Here is a 17,218-nt window from a genome sequence, read left to right as displayed (position 1 = left end):
ACCACATCGCTATCCGGCTTTCAAGAAAAAAGCGTGCTCTGTTCCGCGCTCGCGGCGGCGCCGCTTTTTGCCGCGCACCCGATGTCGCGGGGCATGCTCAGACGCGCCGCGTCAGCAGATACCAGATAAAGCGGCTGTTGTGCACGAGGTAGCGCCGCAGCAAGCGCCTCGGCTCGCAGCAGAGGCGGAAGAGCCATTCGAGGCCGCAGCGGCGCAGCCAGCGCGGCGCCTGCCTGACCAGCCCGGCGTGAAAGTTGAAGGCGGCACCGACGCCGAAGTAGAGTGCGGGCGGCAGCTGCTCTTTGTGTTCGTAGAGCCAGCGCTCTTGGCGCGGGCAGCCGAGGCCGACCCAGACGCAGTCGGCGCCGCTCTCGCGGAGCGCCGCCAGCATGCGCTCGTCCTCCCCCTCGGGCCAAGGCGGCATGGGCGGGCAGTAGTGTCCGGCGATCTGCACGCCGGGGAAGCGCGCCGAGAGCCGTTCGCAGAGGCGGGCTACGGCTTCTTCGCTGCCGCCAAGCAGGAAGTGGCGCAGTCCGGCAGCGCGGCCGTCGCCCCACATCTGCTCCATCATGTCGGGGCCGTAGAGGCGCTGCGCCGCCGCCTTCTTGCGCCGCAGCAGCCAGACGATGGGCATGCCGTCGGGGCAAACGGCATCAAAGAGTTTCATCCCCTCGCCGTAGTCGCGCTCGTGCAGCATGCGGGTGAGCAGGTGGACGTCCGAATGCGCAATGAGGTAGGGCCGGCTCATCTGCCGCGCCTGCGCCGCGAAGGCCGCAGCCGCCGTCGGCAGGTCGCTGACGACGTAGGGGATGCCGAAGACGGAGCGGCGTGCGAGTCCCTCGGCTCCGCGCAAGGCTGTTGTTTCGGATGCTGAGAGCTCCTCTGTTTTCACGGCTGCCGTTCGGGTTGTTCGGGTTGTTCGGGTTGTTCGGGTTGTTCGGGTTGTTCGGGTTGTTCGGGTTGTTCGGGTTGTTCGGGTTCGGGATGCTGCTGCGGCGCGGCGTCGGGCATGCGCAGGCGCGGCTTCCCGTCGGCGGTGAACTCGAGGGGCAGCCAAAGGTAGCGGCCGTCGATGGCGTTCTGCGGTCGCCACTGATCCGCCATGAAGATGTAGGTGTCGGGGCGGTCGGGCAGCCGGAGGATGTAGGTTCCCTGAGCGCCGAAGGTCTTGTCGGCTCCTTGGCCGACGCAGGGGTTGCCGAGCTCCTTCCACTCGCCCATGATGCTTTCGGCCACCATCGAGCGGGCGGCATTCGGCGCCCGGCCCGTGCAGCCGCTGGTGATCATGTAATATTTGCCGCCGCGCTTACAGATGGTCGGGGCTTCGTGAAAGCGCCCTTCAAAGAGGCGGACGTAACGCCCGGTGTGCGCCGTGTAGTCGGGGGTCAGCTCGGCAATGTGCAGCGTTGAATTCACTTCGGAGGCGTAGATGTGGTAGGCTGTTCCGTCGTCATCGACAAACAGGGTCATATCGCGGGCCATCTGCCCGCCGGCGAAATCGCGCCGCAGAAAGGCGAGGCGATCGTCGCCTTCCCGATAGCTGCTCGAGAGGAGCACGGGCACCTGCGATGAGAGGCCGACGTCGCGCTGCGCCTCCGGCAGGTTGAGCGGCCACTTGCCGGGATTGATTCGCCCGGCGCGCAGGAAGGTGAAGGGGCCGGTCGGGCTGTCGGCCACGGCAACGCCCGAAAGAGCACCGGAGTAGCCGTGCCCCCGCAGTTCGAGGTGAAACCACATGACGTATTGCCCCGTCGCAGCGCATTTGACGACCTTCGGGCGCTCGAGGATGCAGCCTTCGGCAAGGGGCGATGCGGGAGCCGCGTGAACGGGCAGGACGATACCCTCATCCTTCCAGTTGACGAGGTCGCGCGACGAATAGCAGTGCACCCCCACGCGCGCGTAGTTGCCCGCGCTGCCGCCGACCTTGTGCTCGCCGTACCAGTAGTATACCCCCTCGTCGACGAGGAGGCCGCCGCCGTGAGCATTGATGTGCACGCCGCGATCATCGGGCCAGCATGCGCCCGGCGGCAAAAGGCTCAGAGCCGGCTGCTGCTCCTCGGCCTGCAGCGCAGAGACCAAGGCCGGAGCCGCCAGCAACAGGCAAGTGCAAAGCGATTTCATGGCGCTCATTGTACTGATACCCCCGCGAAAGTCAAGCGCGGCCCGCCTTCAGCCGAAAAAGCCCGCTGCGGTCGCAACCGCAGCGGGCGAATAAAACGGAGGGAAGCGAAGCTTTACTTCTGCTCCTCAGAGGGGCTCCACTCCTCAGCCTGCAGGGCAGCGAGGTTGAAGGCCTGCTCCAGACCCACCATGTCACCGGCGCGAACGGTCTCGAAGGCAGCCGTCTCGCGGCGAAGCTGCTCGGGATCGTAGTTGACCGCCTTGATGGAGAGACCGATGCGGCGCTCGACCTTGTCCACCTTGATGACGCGAGCCTTGATCTCCTCGCCCACCTTGATGACGTCCTTGACGCGCTCCACGTGCTCTTCGGAGAGCTGGGAGATGTGGATGAGGCCGTCGATATCACCGTCGAGGTTGACGAAGGCACCGAAGGAAGCGATCTTGGCGACCTGACCGGCGACGAGGTCACCGACCTTGAAGCGGCTGTCGATGGACTCCCAGGGATCGGCCTCAAGCTGCTTGATGCCGAGCGAAACGCGCTGGTTCTCCTTGTCGATGTTGAGCACGCGAGCCTGCACGACGTCGCCCTTCTTGAGCACCTCGGAGGGGTGGTTGATCTTGCGCGTCCAGCTCATGTCGGACACGTGGATCATGCCGTCAATACCCTCTTCGAGAGCCACGAAGGCACCGTAGGGCGTGAGGTTACGCACAGCGCCGGAGATGACCGTACCGACGGGGAAGCGAGCCTCGATAGCGTCCCAGGGATTCTCGTCGAGCTGGCGCACGCCGAGGGAAATCTTCTGCTCCTCCACCGAGATGTTGAGCACGACGGCCTCGATCTCCTGCTCGAGAGAGAGCACGTCGCTCGGGCGGGTGATGCGCTTCGTCCAAGAAAGCTCGGAGACGTGCACGAGACCCTCGACACCCTTCTCGAGCTCCACGAAGGCGCCGTAGGCGAGAAGCTTCGTGACGCGACCCTTGACGCGCGAACCGATCGGGTACTTCTTCTCGATGTCGGCCCAGGGATTCTCGGTGAGCTGCTTGAGGCCCAGAGAGACGCGCTCCTTCTCGCGATCCACCTCGAGGATGAGCACCTCGATCTCCTGATGCAGGTGCAGCAGCTCGGAGGGGTGGTTGACGCGGCCCCAGCTCATATCGGTGATGTGCAGCAGGCCGTCCATGCCGGAGAGATCGACGAAAGCGCCGAAATCAGTGATGTTCTTGACCGTGCCCTTGACGCGGTCGCCGACCTTGACGGTCTCCAGGAAGCGCTGGCGCTGCTCGCTGCGCTCGGCCTCGATGACCTCGCGGCGCGACAGCACGATGTTCTTGCGGTCGTCGTTGACCTTGACGATCTTGAACTCGTAGACGTTGCCGACGAACTCGTTGAGATCCTTCGGCGGGATGATGTCCACCTGCGAACCGGGCAGGAAGGCCTCAACACCCACGTTGACCATAAGACCGCCCTTGACGACGCTCTTGACCTTGCCCTTGACGAGGCCGCCTTCCTTGTAGACAGCCACGATCTTGTCCCAATTCTGCTTGTGGGCAGCCTTCTCTTTGGAAAGGACGACGAGACCCTCGTCGTTTTCGAGGCTCTCGAGGAGAACCTCAATGACCTGGCCCACTTCAATCTCCTCATCCTCAAACTCGGAAATCGGAATCACACCCTCGGACTTGTAGCCGATGTCGACGAGGACGACCTGCGGGCGAATTTCAAGGATGGTACCGTTGACGATGTCACCCTTGCGGAAAGTCGGAAGCTTGGAATCGATCAAAGCTTCCAGTTCGGAATTACTCATTGTTGTTGTGTTCGTTAATGTTGCCGCACTCCTCAAGGCCCTTACGCCGATGGTTTGAGAGGGCGCCTGTATGCCACCGGGCGGAACGCGGTCGGGCATTATAATCATCTCTTCGCGGCTGTTCAAGTCCAATGTGAGGCGGAGAAGGCGATTTTTGCGCGCGTTGACAAAAAAAATACCCGGCACAGGGCCGGGTATGCAAACTTCCCGCGTCGAAGGCGGCTGAATCATTCTCAGCTGCGCGACTTGCGGCGGCGCTTGGCAGGCTTGGAGGCGGGCTCGTCTTCCGCGTCCTCATCGGCCTTTTGAGTCTTCTTCTCCTTGTAGTAATCGAGATGCTCGGGTTTGGTGTAGCAGCGCACGTAGTCGATGAGGAACTCCACGGGATAATCCTTCGCATCCGGCTCCACCGCCCAACCGCCGAGAGCGGTATTGAGGATGAGGTAGCAGGGCGTCAGCAGCGGGTTGTCGCCGTTGGGGTACTCCGCATCGCTGATGGCGACGCGACCGACCTCTTGGCCGTCGATCTCGATGAGCATGTACTCCTCCGTCCATTCGAGGGCATAGGTGTGGAAGTCCTTGCTCAGGTCGGGGATATCCGTTGTTTTGATCACCTTGTACTCTTCATTGGTGCCGTTTTTGCCCCAGCGGAAAATCGAATACACGCGGCTCGACTCCTGCGAGACGTGCTCCAAGATGTCAATCTCGCCGTTGGCGGGCCAGCCGTACTTGTTCTGATGCAGCGTCCAGATCGCCGGCCAAACGCCTTTGGCCTTCGGAATCTTGGCGCGGAACTCCAAGCGGCAGGGCGGCGTGAAGCTCTGCTTGCCCAGCGAGGTCACCGAACCGCTGGCGAAGGGCTGCGTCTTGATCTTCTGAAACCACTGCTTGCCGCCCTCTTTGTAAGTGGCGTTGGGCGTCTCCTTGCTGCGAGACTCCAGCACGAGCATACCGCGGCGCAGCTTGACGCAATCTTTGGTGTAGGCCTGCTTGCTGCCCTGATTGCGCACGACGCCCAGCTCGTGCTTCCACTTGCTCTCGTCGAGCTTCCTCCCGTTAAACTCATCCCCCCAAGCGTAAACCCAGCCGCCGGGCAGGGTTTGCGGAGCCTTCTGCGGCTTGGCCGTCGCAACCGTCACAGCGGCGAGGGCAGCAAAAAAGAAATAGCGAATCATAATATAAAACAGATAAATTTTGCATCCGACCCTCCGTTTGAGCAAACGGCGAAGCAGACGCTGCCATCCTATCACAGCGCAGCGTCCCCTGTCAAGCATCGGGCGCTCTGTTACTTCATTTCGCGCGATTTTTGTCAGATTCCTTATTGGGCGGGCATCCCGCAAGGCTTACTCTTCCGTGGAGTCCGGCTAGCGTCCCGCTCCCGAGTGAGCATGCGAAATCGCTTTATCAGAGTTGAGTTACATCAAATTTCAGCGGAGAGAGGGAAGAGATGAAAATCCGCCTTTTGCATCAGCCGAACTTCGCCGGCCGCCCCCCCTGCGCTTCATTCAAGACGACACTGAATATCGGCATTACGAATAAAATCGCCCACCGGATTCAGCGAGACTCTCCGTCGCCCGCAGCCGAAGAAGCTTCCGCCCGCTGCGCGGAACACCGGATCTCATCAAATTCCGCAAAAAACGACTTGACATCATGGGGACATCTCTGCTATAGGGTGCGGTTAATACGATACTTATCTTCATCTCACACACCATTCACCTCAACCAGACAACTCACTTAGCACATGAAGCTCCATCTTCCCGCCAAACTTCGCGCGGCGCTGCTCTCCTGCCTGACAGCCACCGCCGCTCTCATCGGCAGCACCATCGGCACCGGCACCATCGCCGGCGGAGCCTTTGTCGCTGCACTAGCCGCCTCTGCAACGGCGCAGGCCGCTGACGTCACCGGCACGGGCACGGCAGATGACCCCTACGTCATCACCTCCGCCTCGGGCGAGGTTAACCTGACCACCTACACGGCTCAGGACTACATCAAGCTCAACATCACCGGCGGCTACCTGCCCAATTCAGACGGCACCATCGCGGCTCACGTCATCATCGACAACTTCAAGCTCACCGACGTCAACAAGGACAGGACCTACACGTTCACCAACACCGTGAGCGGCAGCGGCGAGTTCTCCTTCAGCAAAGCGTCCACCAACGGAGGTCAGGCATGGGATTTTCAGGGTGACGTCTCCGGCTTCACCGGAACCGTCAACATCAGCGGCAACGGAGGCTACCTCGAAGAGCTGAAATTCTCCGGCGGCGGCACCGTCGCCGCGACCTCCATCAATGTTGCCGATACCCTGACTATCGGCAACACCACCGGCCGTGCCGACGAGAATGATCAGGCCTATGCCACCACCGTCACCGGCACCGTCACCGCCGGCACCCTCAACGTCACCGGCACCACGGCCAACAGCTTCTCCGGCTCCGTCACCGCTGACATTCTCAACGTCAACGGCACGGCGACCAACAGCTTCTCCGGCACCGTCACCGCCGGCAGCCTCGACCTCGCGCAGAACGCGCAGGCATCCTTCAGCGGCGCCTCTGCCGCGCTAGGCACCGTCACCTTGGCGGAGGGCTCAAGCCTCACGGGCAACGCCGGCACCACGGCCACCCTCACGATGCTTGCGGACAATGCCTCCGCCAACCTGAAGGGCAGCTACGGCACTCAGCAACTGCTCGTCGGATCCGGCAGCACGCTCTCCGTTGCCGAAGGGGCCAACGTGAATGTCTCTCAGACCAGCTCGCTGATGGGAACCATCGACCTCGCCGGAACGCTGAATCTGGACGGCGCCCTCGTTCTCAACAAGCTGCTTGTCGAGGGCAGCGGAACGCTCGACCTGAGCGGCATTCTCCTCATCAGCACAGACGCCAACAAGGCTGATGAGATCGCCGAGATAACGGACAACGGCCAGGTGACGGGCTGGACACTCTCCTTCAATGACCTGCTGACCGTCGGCGACGGCGTCACGCTGACCGACGGCAGCGCGGAAGTCCTCACCCGGTGGGGGCTGAGCCAAAGCGGCAACTCTTGGAGCAGCACCGTGACCGTGAATGTCAACGGCTGGGACGCGGATTGGGGCCCCACCACCCTCGCCGGAGCACCCGTCGCGGCCAACTTGCCCAACAACAGCTCGCTGAGCTCCTACACCGAGGATATCGGCAACGGCAACGACGCCAAGCTCAACTGCGTCTTCATCGGCAACAAGGCTGACTACAACAGCGGCGGCACCGCCGCCGTCAAGATCACGACCGGCACCGCCGAAGCTGACACCTACATCATCGGCGGCACGCCGTCCACCACCTCGCAGCTCAGCACGTGGATCTACATCGATACCGAAGCCGATGACAACCCCGACGATGCCGCCACCCTCGTCAACACCGTGGGCACCATTGTGGGCGGCAACCTCTGCAACGACTGGAACGCGGGGTCTGTTGCCGGCTCCTTCACGGGTGAGAGCCACATCCTGCTCAAGAGCGGCACCGCCAACAACATCATCGGCGGTAACCTCCGCGACGGCAACGGCAACAATGCCGGCTTCGTCGGCAGCTCGTACATCACCGTTGACGGCGGCAACGTCAAGGGGTTCATCCTCGGCGCGGGCACCTCGGGGCATAACGCCACGAGCGCCTTCGTCGGCAACACCAACATCTGGGTCAACACGCTGCTGACCACGGATGATGCATCGCTGAGGATAGACGCGAGCACGGCTTCGAACACCACTAACCTGACGGCGGCATACGCAGCCGTCGCGGGCGGCGGTGCCACGGCTCGCAACAGCACGGGCAACATCGGCCTCGCCGGCAACAGCAGCGTCATCGTCGATCTGTCGGGCTACGATCTCTCAGACAGCAAGGGCACCACGTTCCAAAAGTACATCGTCGGCTCTTCCGTCATCTCCTCGACGGGCGGATCAGGATCTCAGACGGGCAACAGCTCCGTCTCCGTCACATCCAAAGACGGCCTGAGCTTCCGCGACGCGATCATCGGCGGCCACTTCAACCCCACGAACGGCTCTTCTCTGAGCTTGACGGGCAACAGTTCCGTGAGCATTGACGCCTCGCAGGGCGGCACCTTCTCCGCAGACATCGTCGGCGGCAGCTACGCCATGGGTTCCGCCTCCGTGACGCACAACAATGTCACGGAAACCGACGGCAGCATTGCGGAAGAGACCATGGCTCAGGTGAAGATAGGCGGCAGTGATACCGCCGTCTTCAGCGGCAGAATCATCGGTGGCTCGTATACCAACAGCACCGCTGCCGCAACGCATAACGGCGCCATCAACGTCGCCCTCGTCGGCGGCACCTACAACGGTCTCGTCGTTCTCGGCGGCTACATGAACGCCCGAAGCGGCAGCATTACCAACAACGGCACCTCGACTCTCACAGTGGCGAGCGGCAGCTTCAACAAAGCCGTCATCGGCGGCATCCGCGAGGCTGCCGGCAATTCCACCATCGTTTCATCCGGCATTACACTCGCGCTCAATGGCGGCACATATCAGCAGGCCATCGTCGGCGGCCACAACATCACGGGTACAGGCAGTGCCGCTCTCACCCGATTTGCCACGGGCGACATCAAACTCACGCTGGGCGACGGTGAGAAAGCCAACGGCGGCGCCACGGCCAACGGCATCATCTTCGGCGGCTCGACCATCCAGCGCGGCACCAGTCAGGCTGCAGCCGACAAGTTTGAAACCCCGCCGACTTGGACGCAAGGCGCCATCAGCATCGTCATCAACTCCGATGCCACCGTCAACGGCAGCATCTACGCAGGCGGCGGTGCCTACGACACGGAAAACAATGCGGCCTCCGCATACAACTCCGACGTTAAGCTGAGGTCTGAAAGCACGACCGTCAGCATCGCGACCGGCGCCTCCTTCGGCGGCAGTGAGAACGCTCCCGTCACGATCAGCGGCGGCTACCTCGGACTCAATTACAACCCGACCGCGGACGAAGAGACGCACACCCTAGCCGCCACGGGTGCGGGCACGGTTGACTTGAGCGGCAGCAACATCGTGCTGAGGGACTTCACCGTCGCCGACGTTGCAGCAGGCACCACTCTCAACCTCGGTTCGAAACTGGCGACGGCCGGCATCAGCACCAAGACCGGTGACGGCACCCTTGCCATCGAAGGCGACATGTCATCTGCTTCCGGCCTCACTCTGCGCGTCGAAAACGGCATCCTCCACGTCGGTAACGCCACCAAGCTGAGCGGGCTGAGCCTTGCCGCCGACACGACGCTCGAACTCACGGCGGCGGGAAGCTCGGCTCTGAGTCTGGACTCGCTGGCCATCGACGCCGGAGCTATCGTCGATCTCGATCTGACGGGGCTGGCTTTCGACGCCACGCAGACGGAGTACGTTCTGGCGGCCTTCAGTGCGGAACAGGTACTCGACCTGAGTCAGTTCCGGCTCTCTCTGGGCGAGGGCTGGACGGGTGAGCTGAGCTACAACAGCAACAACCAACTCGTTCTGAACGCGAACCAGATTCTGTACTGGAACGGCACCGGCGCATGGACGGCGCAGGACGATGACAGCTTCCGCGCCCAAGGGGCCACCGCCCCCACACCGTGGGAGAGCGGCTCTCAAGCCACCCTCGTCTTCGGCGCGGACGGCGCAGTCAGGGATGTCGCCATCGAGGGCGGCCTCGAGGTTGCCGACATGATCGTTCAAGCCGGAGTCGGCAACACCTACGGCTTCACAGCCTCCGGCGGCGCCATTACCTCGCTGGGCAGCCTCTCCGTTGAAAGCGGCTCTGCCTCCTTCGGCGCGGGAGCCCTCGCCGTCACGAGTGAGACCGGTGTCACCGTAAGCAACGGCGCGACGCTCTCGCTGGCGGACAAGGGGACGTCCACCGACGGCAAACTCAACATCGCGATGGATGGCGGCTCGACGCTGGTATGGGCGGGCAGCAGCGACGTGCTGGAGGGCAACAGCCTCGCCCTCAGCGAAGGCACCGTCACGCTGAATATCGGCTCTAATGACACGAGTCTTGCGGGTCTGACCAACACCGCCGGCAGCGCGCTCACCGAGGCGACGACCATCGCCGTGGCGGGCAGCGGCAGCGTGACGCTGGCCGATGACAGCATCGGCAGTGCCGGGCTCGACATGGGCACGGGCACCACGCTGGCAGGGGCTCAGCATGCGGCGAACAATGCCATTGCCGGAGCCGGCAGCGTCGGCATCGACGCTGACACTGCATGGAATGGCGCAAACAAGACCTACAGCGGCGCAACGAACATTGCCGACGGCGTGACGGTCACGGCTCAGGGAGGCATCTCCTCCGGCGGGACGTCCGTTGCACTGGGCGACGGCTCACGCCTGGTTCTTACGGACGGCAATCAGGGCTTCGGCGGCATCAACACCGGCGCGAACGGCACGGTAGAGATCAACACGAACGGTGCATTTGCCAACGCACAGAACGCTTCCGGCAAGGGCATTTACGGCTCGGGCACGATCGACATCAATCTTGCGGACGAGAATGCCGCTCTGTTGGTTTCCGACAAGAGCTCGGGTCAGGAGACGGGCCTTGCCGCAGCCATTAACAACAGCGGCGATCGCTTCAACGGCACGTATCAGGTAACACAGGGTGTCTTTGATCTCAACGGCAGCTACGGCGGTAAATTCAGCAACGGGTTGACAGATCCGGCAGATCTTGTGGTGGATGCCAAAGGTCAAGTCAGGTTCTCGCTTCTGCCCAGCGGGCTCGGGGTCTTCCCGTGGATTTTTGACATCACCTTGGCTGAAGCAAGCACGAGGGCCGACGGCGTGGGCATGCTCATTACCTCGGGCGGTCCGCTCGGTTCCGCCTCAGTGACGGGTTCTCTGACCATGACGAACGGCACGAAGCTGAGCGTCAATGGGGCCACTGAGGGAACACCCATTGCGGTCAACCTCTACAGCCCGCTGACACTCAAGGATAGCGTCACGGATGAGGCGAACGCCGGCACTTCGGCAACGCTCGACATAGACACCGGCGACACGCTTGTTGCATACGGCAGCCTATCGACCGGCGAGGGTACTCTCAGAAAGACGGGAGCGGGCACGTTGAAGCTTGCGGCAGACTCGTCAGCCAACATCGCTCTCGATGCCGGCACGCTGGATCTGGGTGCGGCATCCATCGGCGCCTCGGTCACGGCTGCTGACGGCACCGCGATCAACGCCTCGGTGGACTCCACCCTCGCCTCGCTCACCGTCAGCGGCGGTACGACGACCCTCACGGGCAATGCCACCACGCTGACCGGCCTCAGCGGCTCCGGCACCGTTGATGTGCAGAATGATCTCACGATCAACGGCGGGGACTTCGCAGGCACGCTGGAGATGAACGGCGATACCGGATCTCTGACGCTGGGTGCAGCGGATGCCGCCGCCAACGCGGACATCCTGCTCTCGAACGCCAACGCAACACTGAACGGAGCTGACGCCGCGAATGTCTACCGGATCGGCTCGCTGAACGGCACAGCCGGCACGGTTGAAGCCGGCAATTACCAAGTCAGCGCGGGCGGCGAGTTCAGCGGCACGCTGGCAAACGGTGTGGAGCTGGAGGTCACCGGCGGCGAGCTGAAGCTCGGCAGCAACACGGCAGCGAAAGCCGAGATCCGGCTCACCGGTGCTTCGCTCGGCATGGCGTCGAGCGTGGGGGAAGATGAGGTCGTCAGCATCCGGAATCTCACCGCCGATGGCAGCAGCACCCTGAATGCCGGCCGCTACGAGATCAGCGGCGCAAACAGCGCCTTTGCAGGCAAGCTCGCCGCAGGAGTGCAGCTCACGGTGACGAGCGGCGCGACCCTGAATCTGAGCGGCGCGACCCTGAATCTCGATGGCGGCACCATTCAGCAGGGTGGCCCGGTGAACATCATCGGCGAAGGCGGCAGCACCATCAATGAGCTCAAACTCTGGTCGGGAATCACGCTGCATGCCTCCAACACCGGTGAGGATTCGCAGGTATTGCTGAGCGGGGTCAAGTTCTTCGGCGGCAGCATTCAGTTCGACATGACGAAGGTCTCGGACGGCGAAGACGGCGTTCCCGTCTATGCCCCGTCGACAACGGCAGCCTACAATGGCGGCGGAGACCTTTTCATCTTCGGTCCGAACAACCTCATCCTCAATCCGGGCACGGGCGTGTCGATTCAAAACGGCACCTACACCCTGATCGAGAACGTCGGTGAGCTGGAGGAAAAAGAACTGGGCTATCTGGTGCTCAATTACGCGAGTTCCAAGCGCATGAACTTCGCACTGGACTGCGTCGCCAACGCCGACAACGCTGCCCAGTATGACCTCGTCCTCACGGTGGACTGCGAAGCGCGCAGCCTGACGTGGCAGGGCGAAGCTGACGGCTCCGGCAACTGGAGCTACTCGGACGGCTACGACCCCAATCAGCCTTGGACCTATGAAAGCGCAAGCGGGACGGCGGCATCCGACTTCAGCAACGGTGAAGCCGTCACCTTCGACACGCTGGAGGGTATCACCGGACCGGCCGTCGTCAACGTCACGACGGATGTGATCGCGGGCAGCATCGTAGTGAAGGGCGATACGAGCTACACATGGGCGTCGGAGAACATCTCGACAGTGGCGACGGTCAACGGCGGCAAGCTGGAGGTGGGCACTGCTGACGAGGCGTTCAACGGCACGCTGCGTCTGGAGACGGAAACAGCCATCGCCGGCGGTGTGGACATCAACAGCGGCACCGTTGTCGCGGCTCACTCCTGGGCCCTGAAGGACTCGGTGGTGACGGTGAACAAGGACGCAACGCTCAAGGTGGATCTAACGGACGCAAGTACGAAGATTTATGCCTCATCCATCACGATGAATGACGGCAGCCGTCTGGCCGCCACGGGCAACGCCGGCGGCACGGTGAACAATGTGGCGATCAACGGTGCCGTCTCGCTCGCCGGCGAGGGCGATGCCGTGCTCAATCTGGGCTTGAGCTCGATCTCCTCTGACAGCGTGCTGACGACGGACGGGACCGTGAACATCAATGAGGCGCCGAAAGATGCTTCCTTTGCGGCTCTGATCGTCAACTCGGGCACGACGAGGCTGGATGTCTCCACGGATCTGATCGTCGACAAGATCAGCGGCAACGGCACGCTACAGGTCGAGGGCGTGCTCACCAGCGCGAGCTCCTCCATCGATATCGCCCATCTTGCGGTGAATTACGGCTACATGTATTCGACCGCGGCGGAAGGCACGACGGTCGCGTGCTTGACGACTGTCAGCAACAACGGTACGTTCTTCGGCACGTGGACTCTGGAGAATCTGGCCGACGGGGCCGATATGAATGTGGGGTCTCTGACGAGTGATTCGAATACCGCCTCGCTGACGATCAATCAGGCGAAGGATGCCACCATCAGCGTGGGTTACGGCAGTTCGCTGACGGTGGAGGGCAACGCAACCATCAGCTCGATCAGCACCTTCTACGGCGGCGCCACGGTGACGCTGGCCGATGACACAACCGTGGGCACCCTCATCCTGGAAAGCGACTTATTCGCGCATTATCCGGCCAACGAGCTCAACACAGCCACGGCAGACGGCACCATCACGGTAACGGGATCAGCGACGATTGAGAAAACGACGGTGAATGCCGCCGAGCTCGTTCTGATGGGCAACGCCAGTCTGGATCTCAATACAACGGTCAGCACCCTTACGGTGAGCGGACAAGACAGCGTGACCGATGAAGCAAGCGGCACCGTGACGCCGGGCACGACGGTGGCTCTGGGCGGTACGGAAATCGGCCACCTGCTTCTTGAATCCGGCACGGTAGCAACGACGTCTTCGACGCGTGTCTCCCTGATTGAAATGTCCGGCGGCACCCTTGACTTCTGCGGCAACAACATCGGCATTGCCCCGCCGTCAACGCCGGATGCACCGGAGCCGATTTCGATGTACGGCGACATCGTGATGACGGGCGGCTCTCTGGCCGGGGCCGAGCGATACAGAGGCTTGATCATCATCAACGATGCAATCGGGCAGACCTTCGAAATGGGAGGGCTGAGCGACGAAGCGACGCTGATGCTTCAGAATGCCGAGGGCACGCAGCTGACAGGCCTCACGGGCGTGACTCTCGGCGATGGCTCTCTGATCACGATCTCTGCGGGCATGACGAGCGAAGCCGAGGCTCTGCTGCAATTCTCCGAGCAGGGCACGGCGGGAGTAGCTGAGAATGCGACGGTGACCGTTGACATCAACGATGTGCTGGGCATCGTACGCGGTGCGGAAAATCAGTCTGCCACGTTCACTCTGGGCAACGGCTACGCCGATCTGAGCGATCTCAACAGTGCCGTCACCTTTGATGCATCGCTGTATCTGATGAACATGCAGGCGGAGTTCACGCAGGACGGCAAGCTGACGCTCACGCAGCTCAGCCCGAGTGATCCCGACACGGTCTACATCGCCTCGGAAGCTCAAGGCGACGGCAATGCCGCATGGGCCGGCAACGGAGACAGACTCATCTATAATTCGACGGAGGGCTACACGGTCGTCTACATCAATCAGGACACAACGATTGATCTGGTCAACGGCCTCGGCCTCCTCGACCCGGCCGAAATCCCCGCCGGCAAGACGGACGTCGGTCTCGCTCTGCCCAACCTGATCGGCTCCTCCGGCACAACGCTCACCATCGTCGGCGACAACGACGGGACGTGCACCAAGGATCTCGTCTCCATTGTGCCGAATCTCTCTGCGGATGAGCTGCCGAACAACGTGCAGAACGCGCTGAGCTTCGGCGGCACGATCAAGCTTCAGGGTACGGATCTCAAGCTGATGGCTGCGGATGCGGCAACAAGCGAGCCGGACAGCGAGTTTGTGTACCGCGTCGGTTCCCTGCAAGCGGATGAACATTCGCAGATCATCGTTCAGAGCGGCGTACTGCAACTCGACGGCAGCAGCACGCTCTCCGGCGGGCTTTCGGTGGGCGAGAACGGGCAGCTTGCCCTGCACGGCGACACGACCTTGAGCGGCGCAGTCACGGGAACGCTCCTCTCGGGCACCGATAAAGCGAGAGCCGACGTATCCGTCGGCAGAGGCAGAACGCTGACACTCGACGGCGCACAGCTGGCGGGAATCTCCCTTGCGGGAGAGGAAGGCTCAGTGATGTCGGTCGCGTCCGATTCTTCCCTTGATATGAGCAGCGCAACAAGCGGCCTGCTGCTCAGCGTCGAGGAAGGCGCGGCCCTGAGCATCGTGGCCGACCAATCGAGCAGCCTGACAACGACCTACGCGACAGATCCGACACCCGGCGTGCTGGAGTACGAAGGCCTTGTGGGCAAAGGCACACTGGTTGCCGATGCGAGTGCCACCGCCGAAATCGTGCTGAATACGGCGTCGGGAACGGGCTACATCTTCGAAGGCAGCCTGGCCGACTACAACGGAACCATCACGCTGAAGGGCGAGGGCTCGCAAGCCTTCACGCAGGACGCTGCTGCAACGAACTTCCGCGTAACGGGCGGCAATCTGGTGCTGGCAGATACGGTCTCGACCGTCGGCTCGCTGCAACTCAGCGGCACGGGTCAAGCCTACGTCAATCTCATCGACGCGAATAACGCAGGGGCCAACCGCACCTTCGCGGTGAAGAATGAGCTTCGCCTCGGAGAAGGATCAACGCTGAACCTCACGCTGAATCTGACACAGGCGATGCTGGATGGTACGGCGGCCTTCACGTCAACATCCGCCTCCTACACCGGAGGTTCGGTCTCGCTGAACCTAGTCGGCATGGATGAGGGGCTCGACCTGACGGGCGGTGAGACGGTAACGGCCACGCTGATCTCCTCCGTCACAACAGTGACCGACACAGAGGTCTCGCTGGCTCGCCCCGAGGATAAACTGCTGCAAAAATACTTCGGCAACACGGCACGAGTCGAAGTACAGGGTAATAACCTTGTTCTGACGGGCACGACCGTCACGGCAGAGACGGCCGACTTCCACGGCTCTGCCGCCCTGACGCAGAACGGCAGGACGGGCGCGGCGATGCTTGACGAGCTCTACGCGACGACGAATCCTCAGCTGAATGCGCCGGGCAGCGTCGCGGCATCCGTGCTCGATGAGCTCGAGCAACTGATCCTCGCGGGAGACAGCGCAGCGGCGGATCGCCAAATGGCGGCTGTGGCCGGCGCGAGCGCAACGACGATGGGCATGGCCTTCTCCGGCGACATCCAGCGCCAACTCAAGGCGATTCGCAACCGCACGACGTCGATGGGCGTGAATGACGCCTACGTGAATCCGGATATGCCGTATTTCAACGCATGGGTCAATGCGGAGGGCAGCTACCGCAGGCTTGAGCAGGACAGCACCTACTCCGGCTATGAGTTCAGCAGCTGGGGCGGCACGCTCGGCTTCGATGCCGATATCACGCCTCAGTGGACGGCAGGTCTGGCCTTCACGGCGATGTACGGCGACCTCACGGCGAAGTCGTCGGAGATGGCGGAAGGCGATCTGGATACGTATTACGTGACGGCTTTCGCCCGCTATTCGCCCTCGGCTTGGGTGCACACCTTCGTGGCGTCGGCGGGCATGGCTGATGCGTCGCTGGATCGCACGGTGTCGTACAACGGCGGGTCTTACCGCACGACCGGAGATACGGACGGTCTGGCCTTCGGCTTGATGTACGAGCTGGGTTATACGGTACCGCTGGATGAGGAGGGTGTTTCGGCGCTGCAGCCGGTGTTCAACATCACCTACACGCACAGCAGCATCGACGGATACACGGAGAAGGGCGGCGATCTGGCGGTTCGCTTCGGCGAGCAGAAGATGGATACGCTCACGCTGGGTCTCGGTCTGCGCGCGCAGACGACCATCGGTGAGAACATCTACAACCGCACCTCTCTGCTGGAGGGTCGCGTGCTGGCGAAGTGCGATGTCGGTGACCGCAGCAGCACGGCGTCGGCAGGCTTTGCCGCGCTGGGCCGCACGGCCGGTGAGGTCGAGTCGGCCGAGGTCGGCGCCTTCGGTGTTGAGGTCGGTGCCGGCTTGACGGTTCCCGTGGGTCAGGACGGCGGTTCGCTCTTCTTCGACGCCAGCCTCGAGCTGCGGGCGGACTACACGAACGTGAACGCGACGGTCGGTTACCGCATCAATTTCTGATGCGCGACGGCGCGAGTCGGTTTCTTCACGGGGGGCGGCGCATGCCGCCCCCCGTTTTTTGCGTGCGGCCGGCGGCGAGTCTCTTCTGCGGGCAGCTCCGCGCCGGCCATCCGACGGCGCGTGCATTCCGCGACCGCGCGGGCTCGGGCGAGCGCTCTCGCGACACCTCCGACCGGTGGCGCGAAAAGAGGGGGAGGAGGGTCTGTACCCTCCTCCCCCT

At 62.6% G+C, this 17,218-nt stretch carries 5 protein-coding genes; 1 reads left to right on the top strand and 4 read right to left on the bottom strand.

Features of this window, described 5'->3' with window-relative positions; genetic code table 11:
• Positions 1-97: 97 nt before the first annotated feature.
• From AC6UAL_RS00825 to AC6UAL_RS00810, 4 genes are all read right to left on the bottom strand, one after another.
• The gene (locus AC6UAL_RS00825) at positions 98-892 is read right to left on the bottom strand and encodes a WecB/TagA/CpsF family glycosyltransferase (RefSeq protein WP_500681455.1); all 795 of its coding nucleotides are present in this window, start codon (positions 890-892) and stop codon (positions 98-100) included.
• Entirely contained in the window at positions 889-2,130 is a 1,242-nt protein-coding gene (locus AC6UAL_RS00820; RefSeq protein WP_500681454.1) for a glycoside hydrolase family 43 protein, read from the bottom strand. The genes AC6UAL_RS00825 and AC6UAL_RS00820 overlap by 4 nt, the downstream gene beginning before the upstream one ends.
• A gap of 104 nt (positions 2,131-2,234) precedes the next feature.
• A complete protein-coding gene (locus AC6UAL_RS00815) occupies positions 2,235-3,923 on the bottom strand; it encodes a 30S ribosomal protein S1 (RefSeq protein WP_500681453.1) in 1,689 nt (562 codons plus the stop codon).
• Positions 3,924-4,156: 233 nt separating this feature from the next.
• The gene (locus tag AC6UAL_RS00810; protein ID WP_500681452.1) at positions 4,157-5,098 is read right to left on the bottom strand and encodes a glycoside hydrolase family 16 protein; all 942 of its coding nucleotides are present in this window, start codon (positions 5,096-5,098) and stop codon (positions 4,157-4,159) included.
• A gap of 566 nt (positions 5,099-5,664) precedes the next feature.
• Between AC6UAL_RS00810 and AC6UAL_RS00805 the strand changes: the two genes are divergently transcribed.
• On the top strand, positions 5,665-16,998 hold the full coding sequence (locus AC6UAL_RS00805; protein WP_500681451.1) for a hypothetical protein: 11,334 nt from the start codon (positions 5,665-5,667) through the stop codon (positions 16,996-16,998).
• Positions 16,999-17,218: the final 220 nt, after the last annotated feature.

Source organism: Candidatus Parakkermansia intestinigallinarum (assembly GCF_944389695.1).
Taxonomy (GTDB): domain Bacteria; phylum Verrucomicrobiota; class Verrucomicrobiia; order Verrucomicrobiales; family Akkermansiaceae; genus Akkermansia; species Akkermansia intestinigallinarum.
Note: the sequence above shows the minus strand (reverse complement) of the source record. Positions and strands in the feature narration are given on the sequence as shown.